The organism is Pseudarthrobacter sp. CCNWLW217, assembly GCF_037203985.1.
Classification (GTDB): Bacteria; Actinomycetota; Actinomycetes; order Actinomycetales; family Micrococcaceae; genus Arthrobacter.
This window is the reverse complement of the sequence record NZ_JBBCBT010000002.1, coordinates 15,855-38,650: the sequence shown is the minus strand read 5'-3', so window position 1 is coordinate 38,650 and position 22,796 is coordinate 15,855. Positions and strand designations below refer to the sequence as shown.

Sequence of the window (22,796 nt, the reverse complement as noted above, 5' to 3'; positions counted from 1 at the left end):
GTCAGAACTGGCCGTCCGGCAGGCCCCCTTGGGCTACTCCTGCTCGGAGACCAGCTGCAGGACACCGAACACAGGTTCCTGGTCCAGTACGCGCACGTCGGTGATGCCCGCAGCGGCCAGATGCTTGCGGAAAGCGTCCTGGAGCGGGACAACATTCATTCCCAGGCCGCCGCCCAGAATGACGGGCCCGTCAATTCCCAGCTTCCCGAGCGCCTGCGCGGCCAGGGCTGCGAGGTCGCTGCCGGCCTGGTCGAGGAGCTCCTGGCTTGCGGCGTGGCCTGCCGCAGCCGCCTCCACCACCAGGCGCGCCTGCTGCGCCCAGAACCGGCGGCCGGTGTCCGGGGAATGGAACAGCGAGATCAGCCGGTTGGGATCATTTACCCCGCAGGAGGCCAGGAGCGCCGCCGTCAGCTGGTCGACCGGAAGGCCCTGGTTCATCCTGCGCAAGCTGTAGCGGACAGCTTCGCGCCCCAGCCAGTAGCCGCTGCCTTCATCGCCGAGGAGATAGCCCCAGCCACCGGCCCGGGCCTCTTCGCCTTTGGCATTCCGGCCCCAGGCCGCTGAGCCCGTTCCGGCGATCACTGCAACGCCTGTGCTGGCCCGGCCGGCCGCCAGCAGCAGGCGGGAGTCATGGACCACCGTAATCCTGGCTCCGGGAACGTGGGGTTCAATCAGTGCCGCGAGCGCTGCGGCGTCGTCATCCGTGTCGATCCCGCCTGCGCCGGCGTACACCTGGGAGACGCTGCCGCCGCCGATCCGGGCGAACAGGTCAGCGAGGTTGAAGGCCGCTTCCTCGCGGCTGACGTTTTGGACGTTGGAACTGCCGGCGGACTCGTCTGCGACCACCCTTCCGTCAACAAAACGGACCCCGCGGGTCTTGGTTCCCCCAATGTCCAACCCGATGACGGTTCCTGATAAGGGGCTGCGTCCGGCGGGGCTGTGTTCTGCGGAGGACGGGGTCAGGGGATTTTCGATGTCAGTCACATCACCAGCCTACTGATGCCCGTTCGGGAAGCCTGCGCCGCCGTCACCATTTCATACGCTGCGGGATTGGACGAGGCCTGCCAGCAGCTGTGGTCCCTCCTTAAGGACCATCTCCCGGAAAAGCCGGACAGCGTCAGGTTCGGCATCGGGGCCGGGTTTACGCAATCGCCACGCCAGTCCGATTTCCCGGAAGGCCAGGCCTGACTCAATTGCCACTTCGACCCAGCCCAGGTTGCCGGTCTCCGGGCTGACCTCACGGCCCGGGCCGCTGCCGCCGGGCGGGAGGATGCTCACGCCAAGCCCGGCCGATACCAGCCCCCGCACCGTGTGGGAGTCCTGGCTTTCAAAGGCGATGCGCGGCCGGAAGCCTGCTTCGCGAAAGAGTGCGTCCGTCAGGGAACGCAGGCCATAGCCGGACCCCAGTGCCACAAACGGATCGGTCCGGATGTCCTGGATCCGGGCGCTGCGGCGGGACGCCAGCGGGTGGGAGTGATGGACTACCAGCCGGAGCGGTTCGCGGTAGAGCGCTGCCGACGAAACGGAGCGGCCTGCCGGCGCCACGGGAGCAGTGAGGGCCAGGTCCGCCTGTCCGGATGCCAACTCCGCGAGGCAGCTGTCCCTTGCACCCTGGCTGAAAGTGAAACCTGCTTCGGGGTGGCGGCTGCGGAAGGCGCTGACCAGCAGCGGCAGGGTGGCCTCGCCGAAGGTGTGCTGGAACGAGATGGATATCCTTCCGCGTACGACGTCCGATTCGTGCCGGACCAGGTCCAGCCCGGTCTGGAATTCGTCCAGCGCAGCTTCGATGAATGGAAGCAGTGTCCGGGCGGCGGCCGTCAGGCGCACTCCCCTGCCGTCGCGGATCAGGAGTTCGGTTCCGACGGCGGCGCTGGCGCGGCTCAGTGCGCGGCTCACCGTGGACTGCGGCACGCCCAGGAGCTCGGCCGTTTCGGTGATGTGCTGCGTCCGTCCCAGCTCGGCAAGGAGAGGCAACAGCGGGAGCAGTTGGGCCATTTGTTTCTGGTCAGCGTCCATGGAGCCACCTTTCCAGCCGGTTATTCCGTTCCATTTTTGATATGAAATTCAAGGCAAACATGCATTGGAAGCATATATTGCCCGGCGTCTATCGTGGAGAAATGGGCACAGATCAGCGTTCGGCCGGCAACGGGAGACCAGTTCCGACGTCGTGGGAAGGCCATCCGAAAGGCTCCGCTGCGTACGGGAAGGTCCTGGCTGGCCTGGCCTTTGCCGGCGTCGCCACATTTGCCCAGCTCTACTCCACGCAGGCCGTGCTGCCGATGATGGCAATCGACCTGCGGATTACAGCTGCCGAGGCCGGGCTCACCATTTCACTGGCCACTGTTGGGCTGGCGGTCACAGTCATCCCCTGGTCCTTCCTCGCGGACAGGATCGGACGTGTGAAAGCTATGGCCCTGGGTATCAGTGCCGCCACGGTCCTCGGCCTGCTCGTGCCACTCGCCGAAAACTTCGGGATACTCCTGGGGCTGCGGTTGCTGGAGGGAATGGCTTTGGGAGGGATACCTGCCATCGCCATCGCCTACCTCAACGAGGAAGTCAACAAGGCACATGCTGCCTTGGCGGCCGGAAGCTATGTCGCGGGAACCACCCTCGGCGGCCTCGCCGGAAGGCTCGTTGCCGGGCCCGTCGGTGAACTCTGGGGATGGCGGGCAGCCGCGTTAGCGGTGTCACTGCTGGCCACCGTGGCAGCGGTACTGTTCCTGCTGCTGGTCCCCAAAGCCCGGGGGTTCACGCCGGCGAAGGCGGCAGGCCTGCGGGGCGCGTTCAGGACGCTTGCCGGCCATGTCCGTAACCGGAGGCTGCTGGCCCTGTATGTCCAGGCGTTCCTGCTGATGGGCGGCTTTGTAGCCGTCTACAACTACCTCGGCTTCCGGCTGGCCGCCGCTCCCTTTGGCTTGCCGGCCACGTTGATCAGCCTGATCTTCCTGGCATACCTGTCCGGAACTGTCTCCTCACGCTGGGCAGCGGGATTGACCCTGCGCTTCGGGCGCCGGAATGTCCTGTTGGGAGGCGTATTCCTGATGGTGGCTGGGCTTGCCCTGACCCTCACACAAGTGCTGGCAATCATTTTGCTTGGCCTGGTGATATTTACTGGCGGCTTCTTTGCAGCCCACAGCATCGGCGCCGGCTGGACAGGCACCATCGCCTCGACGGGCCGGGCGCAGGCCGCGTCGCTGTACAACCTCTCCTATTACCTCGGCTCCAGTGTCGTCGGCTGGGCTGGCGGGCTGGTCTTCCAGTCCTGGGGCTGGCCGGCCCTGGCAGCAACCGTGATGGCGCTGGCTTGCCTCACCGCGGTAACTGTCGCCGTCGCCCATCCCTGGCGTGAGACCCGAACGGCCCCGGAACCGTCCGCCGGCTCACAGGAAGCTGCTGCTGCTTAGTTGCGAACTATCGGCTGGCCGAGCCTAAAAGTACTGGCGATTATTCGGACACCCGGACTGCCCGCGGGGTGAATGGGCGGAATGGGACGTCTAGGATGAACTCAGCACACTTTGAGGAGATCCCATGAGCAGCAACGCCAAGAACGTCCGGACCGGGGCCCATTCCGAACCCCTGGATGCCATCGACGAGCGGCTGCTCGCGGCCTTGGTTGATGATGCCCGGATCTCCAACAAGCAGCTTGCCGAACTCGTGGGCATCGCGCCCTCGACCGCGCTCATGCGCACTCGGGCGCTCTCCGAACGCGGCATCGTGCAAGGCTTCGAAGCCAAGCTCAGCCTGTCCGCCATCGGACGGTCCGTGCAGGCACTCGTGGCCGTCAGGCTCAGGGCCCACGACCGGGACCAGATCGACCGCTTTACTGCCCGCGTCCCGCATCTTCCGGCGGTCCTGTCCACCTTCCACACCTCAGGATCCGTTGATTACCTGCTGCACATCGCCGTGGCCAGCACCGAGGACCTGCGGGACTGGGTGCTGGACAACCTGGCGACAGACCCTGTGGTTGGCCACACGGAGACAACCCTTGTATTCGACCACATCCAGGGAAACCACGGGCCGCTGCCCGAGTAGCCACTGCCCACGCTCCCGCACTGAGCGTGTGCTAGCGGCGGGCGCCCCGAACGGCCGTCCGCAATGCGAGTGCAGCGATCGCAAAGGACGCGGCGCCGCACAGCACCACAAAGCCGGTGACAGACGCTGCCAGCCCGAACACCGCCGTCGCCCATCCCAGTCCCAGTACCGGGACGGCGCTTCCCAGGTACGTGATGACATATACCGTGCTGATGACCTGCGCATGATGCGCCGATTCCACTTTGGCTGCGACGTCGTTGAAGACCACGCGGAAGGCCACCCCCTGCCCCAACCCGGCACAGATGCTGGCGGCAACCAGCAGCAACGGACTGTCCCAAGCCGCGGAGGCAGCCAGCAGCAGCACCGAAACGCCCAGTACTGCCAAGCCCGCCGGGACCACATACCGGCCGCGGGCACGGAGGAGCTGGCTCAGGGCGGAGGCGCCCAGCGTCAGCCCCGCCAGGGCACCGATGACCGGGCGGGACTCGGCATGCACGATCTGGGCAAAATAGCCCGGCGCCAAGGACAGGCAGAATCCAAAGACTGAGAAGCTGAGGAACCCGACGGCGGCCGCGAGCCAGAAAGCCCCCCTCGCCTCCGTGGACACGGACGGCCGTCGCGGCGCCAGCGCCTTGAACGGGCTGGCGCCGTCCCCAGGCATGATTGCCGGCCGGGCCTGGAGCAGGTACAGGGGTACGAGCAGGACGGCAAGCAGCGCGGAATGCACGTAGTAAGGTGCCGTCGTGTGCTCGGGCAGCGTGGACAGGAGTCCACCAATGGCCGGACCTGCCGCCACACCTCCCGCGGAGGCCAGGAGGGTAAAACGCGAGGCCCATTCCGGGCGGGTGGGCAGCAGCTCCCGCAGCGCGGCGGCACTTGCCCCAGTGGCCAGCGCCACCGCCACCCCCTGCAGGGCGCGCCCGGCGGAGAGAGCTGCCAGGCCATCCGCATGCGCGAAAATCCAGCCACCGGCAAGCCCCACAACAACAGCAAGGATCAATGCCGCCCGCCGGCCGATGTGATCCGACCAGTGCCCCGCCAGCATCAGGGTGGATACGAGGGCGAGCACGTAACTGGCGAAGGCAACGGTGATCCCGAAAGACGAAAGCCCCAATCTGGCCTGCAGCAGCGGATACAGGGGTGTAGCCAGGTTCGCGCCTACCAGCAGGGTAAAAATGACGGTTCCGGCGATAACCAGCCGTGCAGTTGTGGAAGCATCCCAGCCCGCGCGGCCAGCGGGGGCTGGACGCATGCGGAGTTCACTGAAAACTGTCAATCTTGTGCCTTTGCTTCGACCGGCGCCGGGTGTCCTTGTGGGATCCGGCGGCAGGGTAAGAACGGATATCTACAGATTGCGGCACAACTGCCCGATTGATCCTTTGTTCATGCAAGAATTGGTCAAAATCATCAATTCCTAGCCACATTCATGCCGGAAAGTGAGAGTTTTGAACAACACCCTTGACCCCACCGACCTGAAGATCCTGCTGGAGCTGATCCGCGATCCCCGCGTGCAGATCGGCGAACTCAGCGACTCTCTGGGTATCGCGCGCAACACTGCGCAGTCGCGTGTACGGCGGCTGCTTCGTGCCGGCGTCCTCCACGACGGCGGCCGCGAGATCGACCTCGAGGCGGTGGGGTACGACGTCGTCGCCTTCGTGACGATTGAAGTCACGCACCGGGAGCTCGACGGCGTTGTGTCGGCATTGCGGCTCCTCCCCCAAGTCCTGGAAGTCCACGAAATTTCCGGGCGGGGCGATGTCTGGTGCCGTGTGGTGGCCACGGACACCCACAACCTGCAGGCCGCGCTCCGCCAAATCCTCAGAATCAAGGGCGTTATCCGGACTGAAACCGTCCTGGCGCTCCATACGCACATCCCGTACCGGACCGAACCGCTGATCAGCAGGCTGGCACAGGGCGGGCAAACCCAGGCAACACGGCCGGCCCGGCCCCCCAGGGCCGCCCACGGGCAGCCAAGCGACTAGGCTTTCGAGCATGGATTGGCTCTCATATATCTCGCAGATCAATTGGCTGGCCGTGCTGGTCGCCTTCATTGCAAGCATGGTTATCGGCTTCGTCTGGTACCTGCCGGCCGTGCTGGGCAACAGGTGGATGGCCGCGATCGGCAAGACGGAGGAGGACCTCAAGAACATCAGCGGCGGCGCCCGGATCTGGATCCCGATGATCGTCGCGGCAGCCCTGACAGCCATTCTGCTTGCTGTCCTGATCAGCAAACTTGACCTGGACAATGCCATGGCCGGAGGGTTCTTCGCCCTGGTCCTGGCCTTGGTTTTCCGCGCGGGTGGACATGTCATCCATAACGGCTTCGCCGGACGGCCAGCCGCGGTCACCCTCATCGACTCCGGCCACGACCTCCTGGCGATGACCGTTGCTGGTGCGATCATCGGAGCCATGTCCTGAACCGCCGTCGCGCCGCCTCACCGAAAGGACCCTTCCACCGTTGACGATTATCGACAACGCCGTCTATGTGGACGGTGTCCGCAGCGCTGAGCCAGAGTCCATGGAACAGACATTCGAAACGCTCGCCCACCACGGGGGCATGGCCTGGATCGGGCTGTACCGGCCGACCCAAGCGGAGATGGCCGCCGTGGCCAGCGAGTTCGGCCTCCATGCCCTGGCGGTCGAGGATGCGATTTCCGCGCACCAGCGCCCCAAGCTTGAGCGGTACGAGGACAACCTCTTCACCGTGCTCCGGCCGGCCCGCTACCTCGATGCCACCGAAACTGTGGAATTCGGCGAGCTCCACATCTTTACTGGCCGGAACTTTGTCGTCACCGTTCGCCATGCCGAGATGGCAGGGGTGGCCACGGTGAGGCGCCGGCTGGAGTCGCGGCCCGAGCTCCTCCGGCACGGCCCGGAGGCTGTCCTTTACGCTCTGCTGGACAAGGTAGTGGATGACTATGCCCCCGTGGTGGCCGGGCTCGAGAACGACATCGACGAAATCGAAGACCAGCTGTTCAGCGGTGACAGCACGGTCTCACGCCGGATTTACGAACTCGCCCGGGAGGTCATCCAGTTCCAGCGCGCGATCCACCCACTCCCAGGCATGATGCAGCAGCTCAAGCGCGGGTTCGAGAAGTACGGGGTGGAAACGGAACTGCAGCACAGCCTCCGTGACGTGGAGGACCACGTAGAGCGGGTCATTTCCCGTGCCGACTCTTTCCGCGACCTCCTCCAGAACGCGCTGACGCTGGACGGGACACTGACCGCCAACCGCCAGAACGAGGCCAGCGCCGAGCAGAACGAACAGGTCAAGAAGATCTCGTCATGGGCGGCGATCTTCTTTGCGCCTTCGTTCGTGGCCGGCATCTACGGCATGAACTTTGACCACATGCCCGAACTCCACTGGGCTCTGGGCTACCCCATGGCCATTGCCTTGATGGCCGGGACGGCAGGCCTGATGTACGGCATCTTCAAGAAGAAGGGCTGGCTCTGATGCCGGGCCCAGGGAACGATGGCGCTGCTGCGGCGGCGCTGGTCCATGGCCGGATCATCACTCCCGGCACAGATCACCAGCTGGGCACCTACGGGTTGTTCCCGCCGTCGGCCGCCCAGCAGCGTATCCTGACGCCAGCCACCGCGCCGCTCACGGCCAAAAACGCTGAGCCGGACCTGCTGTGGGTGGGATTTGCCGAGCTCTGCGGGGGCGCTGCGGCCCTGGCCGACTACCGGGCGTTGGCGGACCAGCACAGCACGTGGGTCATCGACGGCGTTCCGGACCCCGAGGCGGTCTCGGCAGACATGGCCCTGGGCTGGATCCGCTTCGCCAAAGCCGTGGAGGCCCTCCGGGAGCGGGGCCGGACGCTGTTCCTGATCGGGCGCAGCCCCCTCGACTGGGACCGCGCGACCGTCGCTTGGCGGGGCGCCCACATTCCTGGCACTTCAGACGTGCCGGAAGCGATGGCCAGGATTGCCCGACACCTGGCGGTCCTAATGCGGGTGGAATCGGCCGCCGAGGCGGTTCCGGAAGGTATCTCCGGAAGCTAGGCGGCGTGAACGCCGATTTCCGCACCGTCGCCGAATACAAGACGGCGATTGGCTACCTTTTCAGTGAAGAACCGGTCGTGGCTGACTACCACCACGGCGCCGGGGAAATGCAGCAAGGCGCGTTCCATGACTTGGGTGCTGGAGAGATCCAGGTGGTTGGTAGGCTCATCCAGAAGCAGGACTGAGGCCCCGGAGAGCAGGCACTGGGCCATTGCCACGCGGGCACGCTGGCCACCAGAGAGGTTGCCGATCCGTTGCTTGAGGTCGGCATCGGAAAACTGGAACATCGCCAGAAACCGGTGGACGGATTTTTTCGTCGCAGTCAGCGCCAGGCTGTCGGGCATCGCGTTGACCGCGTGGGTGACCGTGTCGTCGTCGTTAAGCTCTTCAAGCACCTGGTTGTACGAGACCATGCCCGCTCCCTTGGCCCACGAGACCGAACCGGAATCGGCAGGCTCCTCGCCCGTGAGTGCCCGCAGGAGGGTGGACTTTCCGCTGCCGTTGGCGCCGATGACCGCGATCCGGTGCCCGCGGCCAATCTCGAAGCTTAGGTCTTGGAAAAGTGTCCGGCCGTCATAGGATTTGCCGAGCGAATCCACCCTGCACAGCACGTCCTTGACGTAGAGGCCGCCGTAGATCTCCGTGATGATCTGATCCACGGGCCGGGGCGTCCGCGACTTCTTGATCCTGGCCAGCTGGTTGGCCAGCCCCTTACTGGCCGCTTTGGCAGCCTCCCTGCGGTCCGAGATGCCCTCGGCTTCGAACGCCAGCAACTCGGACTCGTGCAGAAACTGGCTTTCCAGGCTCTTGAGCCGGAACTGCTTGGCTACGACGTACTCAGCGAAGTTGCCCGGGTACTCATGCAGGTGGAAGTTTTCCACCTCCACGATGCGGGTGACAACGGAGTCCAGGAATGTCCGGTCGTGGGAGACGATGATCGCCGCACCCTTGAAGGTCCGGAACCAGCCCTCCAGCCATTCGACGCCGGCCACGTCCAGGTAGTTGGTGGGCTCGTCCAGCAGAAGCACATCAGGGGCCTCAAGCAGGATCTTGGCCAACGCGGCGCGGTTCCGCCAGCCACCGGACAGTTCATCGATGGAGCAGACACGATGGGCGTCGTTGAATCCCAGGGTGGTGAGCACTTTGTCGATGCTCCGCTGGTAGTCCCAGCCGTCCAGCCGGTCCATGTCCTCGAAGAGCTCCGATTGGCGGTGGATAAGGATGTCCAGTTGAGCATCCCCCGGCCCTGCGGCGATCTCGGCGTCGATGGCCGCCAGGTCAGTTTCAATGTCCTTGATGTGGTTGAACAGGCCGTCCAGGACCTCAAGGATGCTCGCCTCGCCGTCCAGTTCCGAGAACTGTGAAAAATAGGCGGTGCTGACACCCGGATCCAGGCTGATGGTGCCGGCATCCGGTGCCATCTGCCCGAGGATGAGCCTGAGGATGGTGGACTTGCCTGACCCGTTCCGGCCGATGAGGCCCACCCGGTCTCCCGGTTCAAGGCGGAAGAATGCTTCACGGAGCACCGGTGTTTTTTCGAAGCCGACGCTGACGTCGTTCAGCCGGATCAAACTCATTGACTCTGTCCAATCCAGGGAAGGTTCGTGCGCAGGAAACCGTCCGTATCAGACAGCCAAGTTTGTGGAGCTAAGGGGATTCGAACCCCTGACCTCTTCGATGCGAACGAAGCGCTCTACCAACTGAGCTATAGCCCCGGAACCGCCCGCTCTCCGGTGGGAGCCGCGGGGCCGGTGACCCTAGGCTACAAATTTTCCGGTCACTTTACCAACCGGGAGCCGAAAAGACTCCTTGGCCTGTGAGTCCGGCGGGCAGCAGGATGTCAGGCGCGCCGGCGCTGCAGGACGTCGTCGAGATTGCTCAGTGCGCTCTGTGCTTTTGTCAGCGGCTTCGCGGCTGGCGCGACCGCCGGCGCGGCCGGAGCGCCCTGCTTCAGGGAGGGCTTGCCTACGGCCTTGGGCGACTCGGGCAGGTCCAGGGGCTCGGGTGCGGGCCGTTCGGCTTTTGCCGCGTCGACGTAAACCGGTTTGGGGACATCAACCGGTTCCCACGTTTCTCCGGCAGGTACTGAATCCTTGGCCGTGCTGGCGCTGGTGTCGCCGGCTTCGAGGGCAACGGCGAGGGCAGCCTGGCGCAGTTCAGCGGCCGTCAGGGGCTTGGGTTTTGGCCGGTGGGCTTCGGCGTCGAACAGCTGGCTTTCCGGCTGGGGCCCGGGCTGAGGTGCCGGGGTCTGCTCCGGTTGACCTTCACGGCGGGCCGGTGCACTCATCGCGGACCTGAACGCGGCACTGACCTTTTTCCTGCGGTCACGGACAGCAAGTCCACGCAGCAATGCCAACGATCCAAAGGCGGCCAGGAAGGCAAGAACCGGCAACAGGGGCGTGCCCAGCCCGAACGGCAGAAGCACACCGGCAATGACTGCGGTCAGGAGGGCAATGAGTGCCAGCAGCGCAATGGCCGTACGGCCGTAGCGGATGCGGAATCCACCGGTCCCTGCCCTGGCCCCGGGCTCCGCGGCGGCGTCCAATGCGGCTACGGGGCTCTTCCTGATGTCCATGGCTTTCTCCTGCTGGGCGGTGATGTTCATGACCGTCCCGGCTCTCGGGTCCGATGATTCAGTAGCTGGTGCGTCCGCCGTCATCTCGCCTGCGGCTTGAAACTGGTGCCGGCGGTTCCGGAGAACATACGGGGCAACCCAGACAATCCAGAGCACAACGGCGACCACAAGGATCACTGAGCTGCTAAGGGGGAAGTCCACAATCAAAACCGTATGAGCATTACGCCAAGCCCTGCGGCATTAGCCACGGTGTGTCGCCGGCAACGTGGCAAATCAATGGATTTATGACGGCGCGGGACCTAGGAGGGGCGGGACGCCAGCCAGCGGGGAAGCAGCCCATCCGGGACTTCTTCCGAGGTCAGGGCGAAGGTCCGGTGGTCTGCCCACTCCCCGTTAATATGCAGGAAGCGCGGCCGGTAGCCTTCGTCGCGGAAGCCGAGCTTTTCAACGACGCGCAGGCTGGGGCCGTTTTCCGGACGGATGTTGATCTCCATGCGGTGCAGCCCCAGAACCTGGAAGCAATGATCCGTAGCCATAGCTACGGCCGTTGGAGCAATGCCGTGTCCGGCCCGCGCCTGGTCCACCCAATACCCCAGCGTTGCCATCATGGCCGAACCCCACACAATGGATGACACTGTCAACTGGCCAACGATGGCGGGAGCAGCTTGCTGGGGACGCCGCTCCGTGATGAGGAACGGCAGCGCGGTGGACTGCGCCGCCTGGATCTTGAGGGACCGCACCATCTGCCGGTAGTCGGGCAGGCTGCCGCCAGGAGCCGGGTTGGACGCCTCCCAGGGAGCAAGCCATTCGCTGTTCCGCCCCCGGACCTCGGTCCACTCCTTTTTGTCCCGGTACCGGATAGGGCGCAGTACCAGGTCCCCGCACTCCAGTGTGACGGGCCAGATGGGGCCGGCGCGCACGGTGCGTTACTTGGAAAGACCGGCGGTGAAGCCGGGCAGCCATTCGCGTAGACCGGGCCCGAGGTCGTCGCTGTCGATTGCCAGCTGGACGCAGGCCTTGAGGTAACTAAGTTTGTCGCCGGTGTCGTAACGGCGGCCACGGAAGATCACGCCGTAGACCCCATGGCCTTCATTGTCGCCAGCGGCCAGTTCCTGCAGTGCGTCCGTGAGCTGAATCTCGCCGCCACGACCCGGTCCGGTGCGTTCCAGTACGTCAAAAACAGCGGGGTGCAGGACGTAGCGCCCGATGACGGCGAGGTTGGACGGCGCTTCCTCCATGCTCGGCTTCTCCACGAGCTCGTTGATCCGCACGTAGCTCTCACCGTCGATGTCCTGGATGTCAGCGCAGCCATAGGCGCTGATCTCTGACGGTTCCACCTCGATCAGGGCGACGACTGACCCGCCGGTTTTCGCCTGGACTTCGATCATGGTGCTCAGCAGTTCGTCCCGGGCGTCGATCAGGTCATCGCCCAGCAGGACGGCGAACGGTTCGTTGCCCACGTGCTGCTTTGCACGTAGCACCGCGTGGCCAAGCCCATTGGGGTCGCCCTGGCGGACATAATGGATGTCGCCGAGGTTGCTGGCGGCCTGGATCGAGGACAGTTTGGCGGTGTCGCCCTTGTCCGCCAAAGTAGCTTCCAGCGCCGGAACCCGGTCAAAGTGGTCTTCGAGGGCCCGTTTGTTGCGTCCGGTGATCATGAGGATGTCGTGAAGCCCCACTTTGACGGCTTCCTCGACGACATATTGGATGGCAGGTTTGTCGACTACCGGGAGCATTTCCTTAGGCATGGCCTTCGTGGCAGGCAAGAACCTGGTGCCGAGTCCCGCTGCAGGAATTACGGCCTTACGTACTGTCTGGTTGGTGGTAGTCACTGGACTAATCTAGCGGAGGGAACATTCAGACAGTAATCATTGGCCCGGTGAAGCCCGGCCCCGGACAACGGGAAGTTGAGCCATTCATGACCGCCGGCAACAGCTCGTACAAGGAACAGATCCGCGCGCGGCACAGGGCTGCACGTGCCGCCATGGACCTCGCCACCCGCGAGGCAGCTGGTGCCGGAATTGCGCACCACGGCCTCCACTGGGCTGAACAGTGCTCAGACGGAATGCCATCCACGTTTTGTGTCTACCTGGGGGTCCACTTCGAGCCGCCGACCGTCCCCCTCATCGACGCACTTCACGGCCGAGGGCATAAGGTTCTGCTGCCAATCTGCGAACCGGGGCGCAGGCTCAGTTGGGTTTTCTGGGCACCGGGCGGTGAACTGGTCCGAAGCAGGTATGCCCCCATACTCGAGCCGGCAGGGACACGCCACGGACTCGACGTGATGGCAGGGGTGTCGGCGCTGTTTATGCCCGCCACCGCCGTGGACCGCGACGGCAACCGGATCGGACAAGGCGGCGGCTACTACGACGTTTTCCTCAACTCCCTGGACGGCCTGCGGCCTGGCCTGCCTTCAGCGGCAATCGTCTATGACCAGGAAGTACTGCCACAGGGCAGCATCCCCGCGGAGGACTTTGACAGGAAGGTCCCGGCGGCCCTCACTCCCTCCGGTGTCGTTCCGCTCCGCACGGCTTGAGCAGCATCGGCTCCGCGGTTGGCCTTCGGAGTTGGCCTTCGCAGTTGGCCTTGGCGGCAGGGATGATAGAATTGGCACTCAGGCCCTGCGACTGCTAATGGACGGCAAAGATCGTCCTGGCAGCACGGGACCTCTCGTTTGCCCAAGAGGAGGAGCACCAGTGCCAACGTATGCGTACGCCTGCAAGGATTGCAGCCATGCCTTCGACATTGTCCAGTCGTTCACGGACAGCACACTGACGTCCTGCCCCGAATGCCAGGGGACCTTGCGCAAGAAGTTCAACAGCGTAGGCGTGGTCTTCAAAGGCTCCGGTTTCTACCGCACGGACTCACGGGACAGCAAGGGAAGCGCTGTATCGCCCGCCCCTGCTGCGCCAGCTGCTCCGGCACCTGCCCCGGCCGCTGCTGCTGCTGCTGCTGCTGCTGCAAGCTAACGACCAACCCAGCTCATAAGCCCCTGCGGTAATGGTTCCGTGCTGGGCGGGTTTCCAGGCTAATTTAGCCTCCCCTGTTTCCGACGCCTTTCCTGGGCCCCCCAGCAATCCCGGCTTCAGGTTGTCCACATAGCCTTCAACCGGCCTGCCCTGGACCCGTCGCCCGGAACTAGCGTGGGCCTATGCCTGTCCCACTGTTACACCCCTATCAAAGAACCCGCCGCAGCAGAGAAGCCAATGCGCCCGGGCGCCAACCCCGCAGGACCGGTCCCCAGCCGGCCGGCCGTCCGCCCGGCCGACGGCTTGGCCCTTTGCTGGCCAGGAACCGTCGCCTGGCCATAGCGTTCCTGCTGTGCGTTGCGGCCGCCGTTGCCGTCCATCAGCTGACTCCGGCCCCTGCCGATTCGACGACAGCACTCGCAGCAGCCAGGGATCTTCCGGCCGGTTCCTCGCTGGCGCCCTCGGACGTGGCCGAGGTAAAAGTGCCGCCGGGGATGTTGGCTGCGGGATTCATCCGGGGCAGTGCCGAGGCAGAGGGAAAGCAGTTGGCTGCCCCGCTCCGCAAAGGGCAGCTCCTCACTGACGCCCAACTGCTGGGACCCGGCCTGCTCACGGGAACTCCCCCAGGGTCCGCTGCCGTTCCGCTGCGGATGGCGGACCCGTCATCCATCCAGCTCGTGTCACCGGGCCAGCTGGTCAACGTGGTGCTCACGGGCACCAACGGTTACGACCAGCAGGCTCCCCCGGAGGTTCTGGCGACGGCAGTCCCGGTGCTCTGGACCTCGGGCCAGGGCGGCAAGACCGGGGAATGGCTCGGTACCGCCGAGACAGACGGCCTGATCGTGGTGGCGGCCCGCCCTGAGCAGGCAGCCCGCCTGGCGGGTGCCTCCACGCAGGGCAAGCTGTTTTTCGTCCTGGTGACGCAGCCACCAGGTTGAGCCAGCCCGCCTGTTGTCCGGGGGCCTATGCCCCTCGGCTGCCAAGCTGTCTCGGTCGGGCGGCGCCCCTCAGGCAAAGGTCTCGCGGTGACCTAATGGACGCGTTGCCGTCAGCCCCAGTGCGGCGGCTTCTGCTCCTTCAGCCAGGCGTCGTGGTCGTCCTCCGAACCATCGCCCCAGCGGCGGGGATCGTCTTCAGCGGCTTTGTTGGGAAGGATGCCCTCGGTGCCTGCGGCAGCCTGCGCCGAGGCCGGAGTGGATGCTTTGCCCTCGTGCGCCGTGTTGTCCTGGCCTGCGTTTTCCTGCGCGGTGCCCTCGCCGGCCCGTTTGCCGCCAGCGGCATCCTCACCGGCCGGACCGGCGGTGCCGTGTGTTGGGGTCATAATGACCGCCTCCTCCTTATCCGGGCGTGCGGCCCGGTGCTGTTGGTTCTCCGGCGCGCTAGGCTGCACCTGCTGCCGGTGGTCGGCCCGGACGGGACGGGCAGGCTCGAGGCCAACATTCCCGTAGGCCTCAAGTGAAAGCGGGTCGACGTCGTCATCGAAGAAATTGGCTGAGGCAGTGACCCGGCCAGGCAGGACCACTTTCTCCAGGCCCAGATATCCGGCAATGCGGTCAGCACAGGCCGACGGGTCGGTGAAGACCTCAATGGTCCACAGCGGCATGTACCGCCACCCGAGGCGCTCCAGCAGTTGGGGCCGGAGCCTGCTCCGCTCGCGGACGCTCATGGTCCGGTACTGCTCGGTGCCGTCGGATTCGATGGCCACCGGCCAGGGGGTCTCGGGGTCGTCCTGGCCCATAGTGCTGAGCGGGTCCGCCGCGGCTACGACGTCAATGACGCCGTCGTACTGGTGCCAGACACGGGCGCCGCGGGCACGCAGGCGGTCTCCGAGGTCCGCTACCAGCGGGTCAGCGCCGAGCGCCTGCTCGCTGGCCGCTGCCCGGGACGCAGGCGTGCCAAGGTTGGTGTTGCCGGCGATCTCGCGGTCCAGCAGCTCGTAGAGGTCGACCGCGCCGTGGGTCAGCCTGGTGTGGTCCAGGTCCTCGGGCCGGAAGCAGGTCAGTACGTGCAGGGACCTGCGGGCGCGCGTCATGGCGAGGGCGAACTTTTCGCGGCCGCCCTCTGCGGACAAAGGACCGAAGTTGTGCAGGGCCCGGCCGTGCGGCGTGCGTCCGAAGCCAGGTGAAAAGATCACGTGGTCCCGGACCAGGCCCTGCGCGCGCTCAAGATCAACAACGCGGAAGGACTCGGGGCCTGCTCCGAAGAACCCGGCCAGGCCGGGATGGTTGGGCAGCTGCAGCCTGATGGACTCGCCAATCCTGGCCGCATGCCGGAGGCTGGCCGTCACCACGGCCAGTGACGTGCGCGGGCGGAGCCGTGCGTGTTCAAACACCAGGTGTACAACGCGGTTGACCTCTGCCACGACGGATTCAACACCCTCGTGGTCGGCGCTGGGCAGCCCCGTGCCGTCCGGCAGGTACTCGACCAGCAGCGCCCTGTCCAGACCCGTGGCGGACTGGCCTTCGGGGAGTCGGCGGAGGCCGCCGTCGTAGAAATTCTTGCTGAGCTGGAGGACCAGGTCTTCGTCGACGGCCCGGTACACAAAGTTCAGCCGCCAGACGGGCAGCACGGCCGACAGCGCAGAGAAGGCGCTCTCCACCCGTTGGTGTGCCGTTTCGCCGGCTGCGAGTCTTTCCACTCCCACAGTGAATGTACGCGGGCTGGCAATCCGGGAATCACCGAAGGCAATGACCTGCTTGGCCCGTGCGATGGAAGGCAGAACTGCCTGGAGGGACGTGGCTTCAGCGTCCAGGACAACCACGGCGTCAAAGCGTTGCTCGGCCGGTAGGAGCCCGGTCATCAGGTACGGGCTCACGGACCAGACAGGCACCAGCATGGGCACCAGCGCGGGCGCTTGGGCGGTCAGCGCGGACAGTGTGACCCGGCCGTCCTTCAGCAGGCTCCGAAGCAGGGCAGCCTGGCGCGGATGTTCGGCGATGGCGGCACGCCACCGCTCGGACAGGTCCCAGCGAAGGCGGGCGGCACCGCTGGCGACATGCGCGTTGTCGGCGAGCCTGTATTCGGCCTCCAGCTGCCGGAGGGCGTCGCCGTCGGACATGGCGAGGTAGTCGTCGCCGCTGATCATGGCTTCCAGGGCGGACTGCCACCAAGCGAGTTCAAGCTCCGCTGCCACGGACCCGGCCGGGACCTCCCGCTCGGCGAGGTCGTTTAGGAGTTCCCCCAAGCCGTGTTCGCGCATGTTCTCTACCAGCAGCGTGCGCTCGGGCAGGGTTTTCAGCGTCTCGGTGTCGGCGACCAGCCGCTCAAGGCGTTCCATGAGTTCCGGATATGGCGTGGTTGCCAGGGAGCCGCCTGCCTCCGTATGGCGCATGGCCTCCCCCAGCTCAGTGAGCTCACGGTCCAGCGACCGGTACATCATGTTCATTTCGGCAAGGCCGGACGGCACGGCGGGGTGGCGCTGGGTTGTGGCATAGCCGGACCACAGTGCCCGCTGTTCCTGCACGAGAATCAGGGAGCTGTGAAGGTCCGCGATGTGCACGCCGGGACGGACGTACTCCTTCGCCACGCGGCGCAAGCGGGAACGCTGCATGGACGCCATGTCGATGTTCCGCTCACGCCGCCACGCCGAGGACGCGGTCGCCGAAATCAGGTCATGGACAGGGCGGTCGAAAATGTCCGGCGTGAACTTGTCCAGGCTTTCGCGCACCGCCATGAGGAGCTCAAGCTGCTCACCCCATTCGGCAAATGAAAGGCCAAGGCGGATTTCGGCGTGCTCTGCAACAGCGTTCATCCTCTCGCGCAGGACCGGCAGGTTTTCCTCCACGGAGCGGGCCAACTGCTGGGCCTCTTCGGTTTCCTTGCGGGTGAGCAGCCTTGCCCCGTGCCAGGGGCTGGTGGTGGACGCGCGGCTGAAACTGCCCAGCTCAGCGGCACGGCGGAGCCGGCCGGCGAGTTCGTCACGGTCCCGGATGTTGTCCAGGACGCTCCGCTTGAGCCGGACCGTGGTGGCCGGGGCCGGCTGGATGGAGGTTAACTCAGCCAGTGACTGCATGGCCTGGTAGGGCGAGCACCCCCAGCGCTGCCGCACGTTGTGCAGGGACGCCACATGGTCCGTCAGGGCGTGGCGGTGTTCGGTGAGGGTTTTATGCAGGTTGCCAAGCTGGGGCTCGAGGGACTTCTCATTCCGGACAATGGCCCGGACGAGCTGCGCCTTGAGCTGCTGCGGAGTAGCGGTCCCTGAAAGCTGGAACATGATGGACTCAAGCCCGAGGGTCTCCAACTGGGCGGACACTTCGTTGAGGCTGGCACGGCGGTCCCCGACCACCAGCACGGTCTTGCCAGCATCCACCAGAGTGCCGATGGTGTTAATGGCGGTCTGCGTCTGGCCCGTCCCGGGCGGGCTGCTGACCACCAAGGAGTCCCCCGCACGGGCGGCGTCCAGCACGTACTGCTGCTGCGCGTCAGCGTCCAGCAGAAGCAGTTCATCGGCTGGGTGGCGCTGGTCGACGCCGGGGAAACGGGAGACGTCCGGCTCGTCCACGTCCACCACGGCACCGCTGGCAGCCGTAGCCAGGGCGGCAACCAGTGGGTTCCCTTCGTTGATCCATGGGTCGTCGAGGTTTCCGGACAAATCGGCGAAAGTCGAGACCAGCAGGTTGTGCTGCGCCTCCGCACCATGAATCGGCCTGATGAGCGTCGCCAGCCGGTCCAGCACCGGTTGTGGATCGAAGCGGGCAGTACTGTACGCAAGGCGGGTGACGGCGTTGACGTCGAACACAATCCCGTGGATGTTCTTCAAGTGACGGACCAGCGCCGGATTGATGTGAGCCTGTTCGGTGAGCTGCAGTTCGTAGTCATCTTCCCCGGGGCGCACCGTCAGGGAGATCGCTGTGAGCATCACCGGCGCGGAAATGCGCTGCGGTTTACCCCCGACGGCGGAGGTCCACACCACCGTACCGGCGGACAGGTAGCCGGCGTCGATACCGCGGTCATTGCCGAGTTCGAAGATTTTGGAGCGGATGTTCCGGGATGCCCGAGCCGCGACCACGTACTGCTGGTGATCCCGGATCAGGGTTGAGAGCCGCGTGCGGCGGCCCGCCATCAGCTGGGCAAGACCGGATGGGTGGGCGTGGGTGAGGTCGATGGAACCCTCAGGTGTCTTGGTGAAACGCAGCATGGTGTCTGCCCCGGTGACGGGCTTGAGACCGGACAGCCATTTCCTGAACTCCTCGGAGCCCTCCGGGTGGCCTTGACCAACTGACACTACTGCCTTCTTTTCTGCGTTTTCACGTGACGCCCTGGACCATACCGGCATACTTTCGAGCGTAGCCGCAAAGATGCCGTAGTGAGAGACCGCAACACTGATCATGCCAAATTGCGGAGTAATTCCCCGCATAGCGACCAGTGGCCGGCCTCCGCTTCGGAGACCGGCCACTGTCAGGACGCTATTCCCATTCGATGGTTCCCGGCGGCTTGCTGGTCACATCCAGCACCACGCGGTTAACGCCTTCCACCTCATTGGTGATCCGGTTGGATATCCGGGCCAGGAGGTCATACGGAAGCCGTGACCAGTCCGCGGTCATGGCGTCTTCTGAGGAAACCGGGCGAAGGACGATCGGGTGGCCGTAGGTTCGGCCGTCACCCATGACGCCAACGCTGCGGACATCTGCCAGCAGGACAACCGGCATCTGCCAAACGTCGTTGTCCAACCCTGCGGCTGTGAGCTCTGCCCGGGCGATGGCGTCCGCCTTGCGCAGCAGGTCCAGGCGCTCCTTGGTGACTTCGCCGACGATGCGGATGCCGAGGCCAGGCCCCGGGAAAGGCTGGCGGCCAACGATTTCCTGCGGCAGCCCCAGCTGGGCGCCGACGGCACGGACTTCGTCCTTGAAGAGGGTCCGCAGCGGCTCGACGAGTTCAAACTGCAGGTCCTCGGGCAGGCCGCCCACGTTGTGGTGACTCTTGATATTGGCCGCACCTTCACCGCCGCCGGATTCGACGACATCGGGGTACAGCGTTCCCTGGACCAGGAACTTGATCTTTTCGCCGTGCGCCGCAGCCTCGGCGATGATGGCCAGTTCAGCCTCTTCAAAGGCGCGGATGAACTCACGCCCGATGATTTTGCGCTTCGTTTCGGGATCGCTGACGCCGGCCAGTGCGGCCTGGAAGCGCTCCTGCTCGTTGGCAACGTAGAGCTTGACGCCGGTAGCCGCCACAAAGTCCCGTTCCACCTGTTCGGCTTCGCCTTCGCGGAGCAGGCCGTGGTCCACGAACACACAGGTCAGCTGGTCGCCGACTGCTCGCTGGACAAGTGCTGCCGCGACCGCAGAGTCGACGCCGCCGGAGAGGCCGCAGATGACGCGGGCATCGCCGATCTGCTTGCGGATGCGCTCCACCTGCTCGTCCAGGATGTTGCCGGTGGTCCAGTTGGGTTCCAGTTTGGCGCCCTTGAACAGGAAGTTTTCCAGCACCTGCTGGCCGTAGGCCGAGTGCTTCACTTCCGGGTGCCACTGCACGCCGTACAGGCACTTCTCTTCATTGGCGAACGCTGCGACTTCGGCACCGGCGGTGGTGGCCAGCACTTCGAAGCCTTCCGGCGCCTCGTGAACGGAGTCGCCGTGGCTCATCCAGGTGTTCTGGTGCTGCGGCATTCCTTCCAGCACGGAGCGGCCCTCGCCGAGGATGGTGGTTTGGGTGGAGCCGTACTCGCGCAGGCCGGTCTTGTCGACTTTTCCGCCCAGGGCATTGGCCATGGCCTGGAAGCCATAGCAGATGCCGAAGACAGGAATCCCGGCTTCAAAGAGGTCAGCGCCGACGGACGGTGCGCCGTCCGCGTAGACACTGGACGGGCCACCCGAGAGGATGATTGCGGCCGGGTTTTTGGCCAGGAGCTGCTCGGTGCTGTAGGTATGCGGAACCACTTCCGAATACACATTCGCTTCCCGGACGCGGCGGGCAATCAGCTGCGCGTACTGGGCACCGTAGTCAACAACCAGCACCGGCTTCTGGGAAGTCTGGGATGCAGTGGGAGTAGTCACCGTACTAGCCTACTTTGCGCGGTTGCCCGGCCGCACATCCAGGGCCGCCGGTGTGACGGACAAAACGTCCGACGGCGGGACGGCCGCCGTGCCGCCGCCCTAGTAGCGCTGGGGTGCCTGCGGGTTGGCAGTCAGCTCCGCCTCGACCTCCGCGTGGAATCGCTTCTCCACAATGAACGACAGGAACGGGACAACGCCGCCCAGGGCCAGCACGATCAGTTTGGCGAACGGCCAGCGCATCAGCGACCAGAGGCGGAAGTTGGACATCAGGTACACGACGTACATCCAGCCGTGGACGATCAGCACGGTGACAGAGATGTTGACGCCGCCCACCACGCCCTTGGGCTCGGCGTCGGCGAACCCCAGGCCGAACGGCGCTCCGGTGACAGCGTTGGTGCCGCCGGCGAACAAGTACTGGCCGAACGCATAACGGGCGATGAGTTCGGCGCAAAGCAGCAGCAGCATGGCGCCGGTGAGATACGCCAGCACCTTGTAGAACTTCAGGGCCGAGCGGATCTGCTGCTCGGTGCCGCCGAAGCGGCGCTTCTTGCCCTTGCCGGCGGTTCCGCCACCCTGGCTGCTGTCACCGGTGGGCTGTGCCTGCATGGCGGGTTTGGGTTCGATCATGGCTGTACCTTTTGTTGGGTCTGTGCAGGAGGTGTCTTGGCTGGAACGTGATGGTGGTCGCCGTCGGCGCCCTCGCCGCCGTCGAACTGGTCTTCAAGGTCCCGGCGGTAATCGTCCTTGACGAGGCGCCACCAGATAAACAGGGCAAAGCCGGCGAAGACCACCCACTCCAGGGAGTAGAAGAGGTTGAGCCAGTTGATCTGCTGGGCAGGTGGCTGGGGTCCGATGCGCAGCGGCTTGAGGTCCCCGTCCATGGAGGCAGCGCTGACGTCCTTGCCGGCGGACACTTCGGACGTGGCCGCGATGAAACCGGGATAGCTGCTGACGTCCCAGTAGTTGATGAGTTCGGCCACGGAGACCGCCGTGGCGCGTCCGGGTCCGGGCGCCGTTTCGGGCACGGGCGCCTCAGACGGCAGGAGCCGTCCCGTCAGTTCAAGAAGGCCCGACGGCGGTTCGGCGGCATCGGCGGGGTCGGCCACCCAGCCGCGGGCCACCGGGATCCAGGTTTCGGGCGAGGCTCCGACGCCGCTGAGGACGGGCGCTCCCTTGACGGCAAACGCGGTCACGACCCAGTAGCCCGACTCGCCGTTATGCAGCCGGCCAGGTATCAGAACCTGCTTCGTGGGGTCGTACGTCCCCTCGGCGGTGACCATCTGGTCAGCCACGGAGCCGTGGAAGAAGTCTCCGGGCTGCAGCGTGCTGGACAGCGCCTGTGCGGTCTCGGTGGCCGGGTTTACCGGAATCTCGGCTTGCGTGGACCTGCCGAACTGCCATTGGCTGAGCAGGACGAAGACCCCGGATACTGCAATCGCAAACACCAGGCCTGCGATCCATCGGGGTTTGAGGGCTGTTTTCCACACCCCTTAACCGTACTTCGTTCCGCCGTAGAACAACTAAACGGAGAGTGGGGCAGCCGGGTCCCTGCGTGGCGACGGAGTCGACACGAACGGGCATGCCCCCAGAGTGGGGCAGCCGGGTCCCTGCGTGGCGACGGAGTCGACACGAAAGGGCCTGCCCCCAGAGTGGGGCAGCCGGGTCCCTGCGTGGCGACGGAGTCGACACGAAAGGGCCTGCCCCAATCCTTAGTGGTCGAAGAAGACCAGGCTTGAGTTGATGAGTTCTGCTATCACTTCGGGGTCGTAGGCACGGCGAAGTGACTCCCGGAACGATTCCTTGGACAGGGAGCGGGCCAGGGTTGCGAGGACTTCCAGGTGGTCCGAAAAGGAACTCGCCGGGGTGGCGATCAGCAGGACGACCGTGGCCGGCCCGTCGGTGGCGCCAAAGTCCAGCGCATGGCCGTACTTGGTGATACCGACGGCGATGGAGGTTCGGGAAACGAATTCGCTGCGGGCGTGCGGCAGGCCGATGCCGCCCGGCAGGCCAGTGGCTAGCTGGTGCTCGCGGGCATGGACGTGCTCGAGGAAGCCCGGCAGGTCGGTGACCCTGCCGGCGGCGTAAAGACGCTCCGCGAGCTGTGAGGCCGCGTCCACCTTGTCCGATGCCTCAAGCTCCAGGATCACCATTTCGGGAGTGGTGAGTTCGGCATCGTACCGGTCAAGTGGTTCCGCCAAGGCGTGTCCCTTCAGTGAGGCG

General features: G+C 65.3%; 21 protein-coding genes and 1 tRNA gene. 9 read left to right on the top strand and 13 right to left on the bottom strand.

What is annotated here, in order from left to right; genetic code table 11:
• Window positions 1-33: 33 nt before the first annotated feature.
• Together V9L18_RS02765 and V9L18_RS02760 are read right to left on the bottom strand one after the other, a co-directional pair.
• Window positions 34-984, bottom strand: a complete 951-nt coding sequence (locus V9L18_RS02765) for an N-acetylglucosamine kinase (RefSeq protein ID WP_443197921.1) — start codon at window positions 982-984, stop codon at window positions 34-36.
• Window positions 985-1,035: 51 nt separating this feature from the next.
• Complete coding sequence (locus V9L18_RS02760) at window positions 1,036-2,016, bottom strand: LysR substrate-binding domain-containing protein (RefSeq protein ID WP_337345657.1); 981 nt, start codon at window positions 2,014-2,016, stop codon at window positions 1,036-1,038.
• Between the two features lie 101 nt (window positions 2,017-2,117).
• Here V9L18_RS02760 and V9L18_RS02755 point away from each other — a divergent pair, with 101 nt between their 5' ends.
• A complete protein-coding gene (locus V9L18_RS02755) occupies window positions 2,118-3,404 on the top strand; it encodes an MFS transporter (protein ID WP_337345656.1) in 1,287 nt (428 codons plus the stop codon).
• A 124-nt stretch (window positions 3,405-3,528) separates the two neighbouring features.
• Window positions 3,529-4,032, top strand: coding sequence for an Lrp/AsnC family transcriptional regulator (locus V9L18_RS02750; protein ID WP_337345655.1), 504 nt, complete (start codon window positions 3,529-3,531; stop codon window positions 4,030-4,032).
• A gap of 31 nt (window positions 4,033-4,063) precedes the next feature.
• On the opposite strand, the gene V9L18_RS02745 is transcribed toward V9L18_RS02750, so the two are convergent.
• The gene (locus V9L18_RS02745) at window positions 4,064-5,308 is read right to left on the bottom strand and encodes an MFS transporter (protein WP_337345654.1); all 1,245 of its coding nucleotides are present in this window, start codon (window positions 5,306-5,308) and stop codon (window positions 4,064-4,066) included.
• A gap of 169 nt (window positions 5,309-5,477) precedes the next feature.
• Between V9L18_RS02745 and V9L18_RS02740 the strand changes: the two genes are divergently transcribed.
• The 4 genes from V9L18_RS02740 to zapE are packed head-to-tail and all read left to right on the top strand — an operon-like array spanning window position 5,478 to window position 8,037.
• The gene (locus V9L18_RS02740; protein WP_337345653.1) at window positions 5,478-6,014 is read left to right on the top strand and encodes an Lrp/AsnC family transcriptional regulator; all 537 of its coding nucleotides are present in this window, start codon (window positions 5,478-5,480) and stop codon (window positions 6,012-6,014) included.
• A gap of 10 nt (window positions 6,015-6,024) precedes the next feature.
• On the top strand, window positions 6,025-6,450 hold the full coding sequence (locus V9L18_RS02735) for a DUF1761 domain-containing protein (RefSeq protein WP_337345652.1): 426 nt from the start codon (window positions 6,025-6,027) through the stop codon (window positions 6,448-6,450).
• 40 nt (window positions 6,451-6,490) lie between these two features.
• Complete coding sequence (corA, locus tag V9L18_RS02730; RefSeq protein ID WP_337345651.1) at window positions 6,491-7,486, top strand: magnesium/cobalt transporter CorA; 996 nt, start codon at window positions 6,491-6,493, stop codon at window positions 7,484-7,486.
• Entirely contained in the window at window positions 7,486-8,037 is a 552-nt protein-coding gene (gene zapE, locus V9L18_RS02725; RefSeq protein ID WP_337345650.1) for an AFG1/ZapE family ATPase, read from the top strand. The genes corA and zapE overlap by 1 nt, the downstream gene beginning before the upstream one ends.
• Here zapE and V9L18_RS02720 read toward each other — a convergent pair.
• The 5 genes from V9L18_RS02720 to galU form a co-directional block, all read right to left on the bottom strand.
• Window positions 8,034-9,614 carry an ABC-F family ATP-binding cassette domain-containing protein gene (locus V9L18_RS02720; RefSeq protein WP_337345649.1) on the bottom strand — a complete coding sequence of 527 codons (1,581 nt, stop codon included), beginning with the start codon at window positions 9,612-9,614 and terminating at the stop codon, window positions 8,034-8,036. The genes zapE and V9L18_RS02720 overlap by 4 nt on opposite strands.
• A 65-nt stretch (window positions 9,615-9,679) precedes the next feature.
• Window positions 9,680-9,752: transfer RNA gene (locus V9L18_RS02715), tRNA-Ala, on the bottom strand.
• A gap of 125 nt (window positions 9,753-9,877) precedes the next feature.
• Entirely contained in the window at window positions 9,878-10,813 is a 936-nt protein-coding gene (locus tag V9L18_RS02710; protein ID WP_337345648.1) for a hypothetical protein, read from the bottom strand.
• Between the two features lie 98 nt (window positions 10,814-10,911).
• A complete protein-coding gene (locus V9L18_RS02705; RefSeq protein ID WP_337345647.1) occupies window positions 10,912-11,532 on the bottom strand; it encodes a GNAT family N-acetyltransferase in 621 nt (206 codons plus the stop codon).
• A 6-nt stretch (window positions 11,533-11,538) separates the two neighbouring features.
• Window positions 11,539-12,444 carry a UTP--glucose-1-phosphate uridylyltransferase GalU gene (gene galU / locus V9L18_RS02700; protein WP_337345646.1) on the bottom strand — a complete coding sequence of 302 codons (906 nt, stop codon included), beginning with the start codon at window positions 12,442-12,444 and terminating at the stop codon, window positions 11,539-11,541.
• 86 nt (window positions 12,445-12,530) lie between these two features.
• Here galU and V9L18_RS02695 point away from each other — a divergent pair, with 86 nt between their 5' ends.
• The 3 genes from V9L18_RS02695 (at window position 12,531) to V9L18_RS02685 (ending at window position 14,519) form a co-directional block, all read left to right on the top strand.
• Entirely contained in the window at window positions 12,531-13,148 is a 618-nt protein-coding gene (locus V9L18_RS02695) for a 5-formyltetrahydrofolate cyclo-ligase (RefSeq protein ID WP_337345645.1), read from the top strand.
• A 160-nt stretch (window positions 13,149-13,308) separates the two neighbouring features.
• On the top strand, window positions 13,309-13,581 hold the full coding sequence (locus tag V9L18_RS02690; protein ID WP_337345644.1) for an FmdB family zinc ribbon protein: 273 nt from the start codon (window positions 13,309-13,311) through the stop codon (window positions 13,579-13,581).
• Window positions 13,582-13,892: 311 nt separating this feature from the next.
• Complete coding sequence (locus V9L18_RS02685) at window positions 13,893-14,519, top strand: RcpC/CpaB family pilus assembly protein (RefSeq protein ID WP_337345643.1); 627 nt, start codon at window positions 13,893-13,895, stop codon at window positions 14,517-14,519.
• Between the two features lie 110 nt (window positions 14,520-14,629).
• On the opposite strand, the gene V9L18_RS02680 is transcribed toward V9L18_RS02685, so the two are convergent.
• The 5 genes from V9L18_RS02680 to V9L18_RS02660 all read right to left on the bottom strand — a co-directional run bounded on the left by V9L18_RS02680 (window position 14,630) and on the right by V9L18_RS02660 (window position 22,774).
• Window positions 14,630-18,856, bottom strand: a complete 4,227-nt coding sequence (locus V9L18_RS02680) for an AAA family ATPase (RefSeq protein ID WP_337345642.1) — start codon at window positions 18,854-18,856, stop codon at window positions 14,630-14,632.
• A gap of 130 nt (window positions 18,857-18,986) precedes the next feature.
• Entirely contained in the window at window positions 18,987-20,576 is a 1,590-nt protein-coding gene (gene guaA, locus V9L18_RS02675; protein WP_337345641.1) for a glutamine-hydrolyzing GMP synthase, read from the bottom strand.
• Between the two features lie 99 nt (window positions 20,577-20,675).
• A complete protein-coding gene (locus V9L18_RS02670; RefSeq protein ID WP_337345640.1) occupies window positions 20,676-21,203 on the bottom strand; it encodes a DUF3817 domain-containing protein in 528 nt (175 codons plus the stop codon).
• Window positions 21,200-22,063: an SURF1 family protein gene (locus V9L18_RS02665; protein WP_337345639.1), complete on the bottom strand. Its 864-nt coding sequence runs from the start codon at window positions 22,061-22,063 to the stop codon at window positions 21,200-21,202. The genes V9L18_RS02670 and V9L18_RS02665 overlap by 4 nt, the downstream gene beginning before the upstream one ends.
• A 222-nt stretch (window positions 22,064-22,285) precedes the next feature.
• Window positions 22,286-22,774 (bottom strand): PTS sugar transporter subunit IIA, encoded by a 489-nt coding sequence (locus tag V9L18_RS02660; RefSeq protein ID WP_337345638.1) that lies wholly within the window; start codon window positions 22,772-22,774, stop codon window positions 22,286-22,288.
• Window positions 22,775-22,796: the final 22 nt, after the last annotated feature.

What these genes read in the sequence shown, in the direction of transcription:
- V9L18_RS02760 (WP_337345657.1), bottom strand. Translation starts at nt 2,016, where the DNA reads ATGGACGCTGACCAGAAACAAATGGCCCAACTGCTCCCGCTGTTGCCT.
- V9L18_RS02755 (WP_337345656.1), top strand. Translation starts at nt 2,118, where the DNA reads ATGGGCACAGATCAGCGTTCGGCCGGCAACGGGAGACCAGTTCCGACG.
- V9L18_RS02750 (WP_337345655.1), top strand. Translation starts at nt 3,529, where the DNA reads ATGAGCAGCAACGCCAAGAACGTCCGGACCGGGGCCCATTCCGAACCC.
- V9L18_RS02735 (WP_337345652.1), top strand. Translation starts at nt 6,025, where the DNA reads ATGGATTGGCTCTCATATATCTCGCAGATCAATTGGCTGGCCGTGCTG.
- zapE (WP_337345650.1), top strand. Translation starts at nt 7,486, where the DNA reads ATGCCGGGCCCAGGGAACGATGGCGCTGCTGCGGCGGCGCTGGTCCAT.
- V9L18_RS02720 (WP_337345649.1), bottom strand. Translation starts at nt 9,614, where the DNA reads ATGAGTTTGATCCGGCTGAACGACGTCAGCGTCGGCTTCGAAAAAACA.
- V9L18_RS02695 (WP_337345645.1), top strand. Translation starts at nt 12,531, where the DNA reads ATGACCGCCGGCAACAGCTCGTACAAGGAACAGATCCGCGCGCGGCAC.
- V9L18_RS02680 (WP_337345642.1), bottom strand. Translation starts at nt 18,856, where the DNA reads ATGCCGGTATGGTCCAGGGCGTCACGTGAAAACGCAGAAAAGAAGGCA.
- V9L18_RS02670 (WP_337345640.1), bottom strand. Translation starts at nt 21,203, where the DNA reads ATGATCGAACCCAAACCCGCCATGCAGGCACAGCCCACCGGTGACAGC.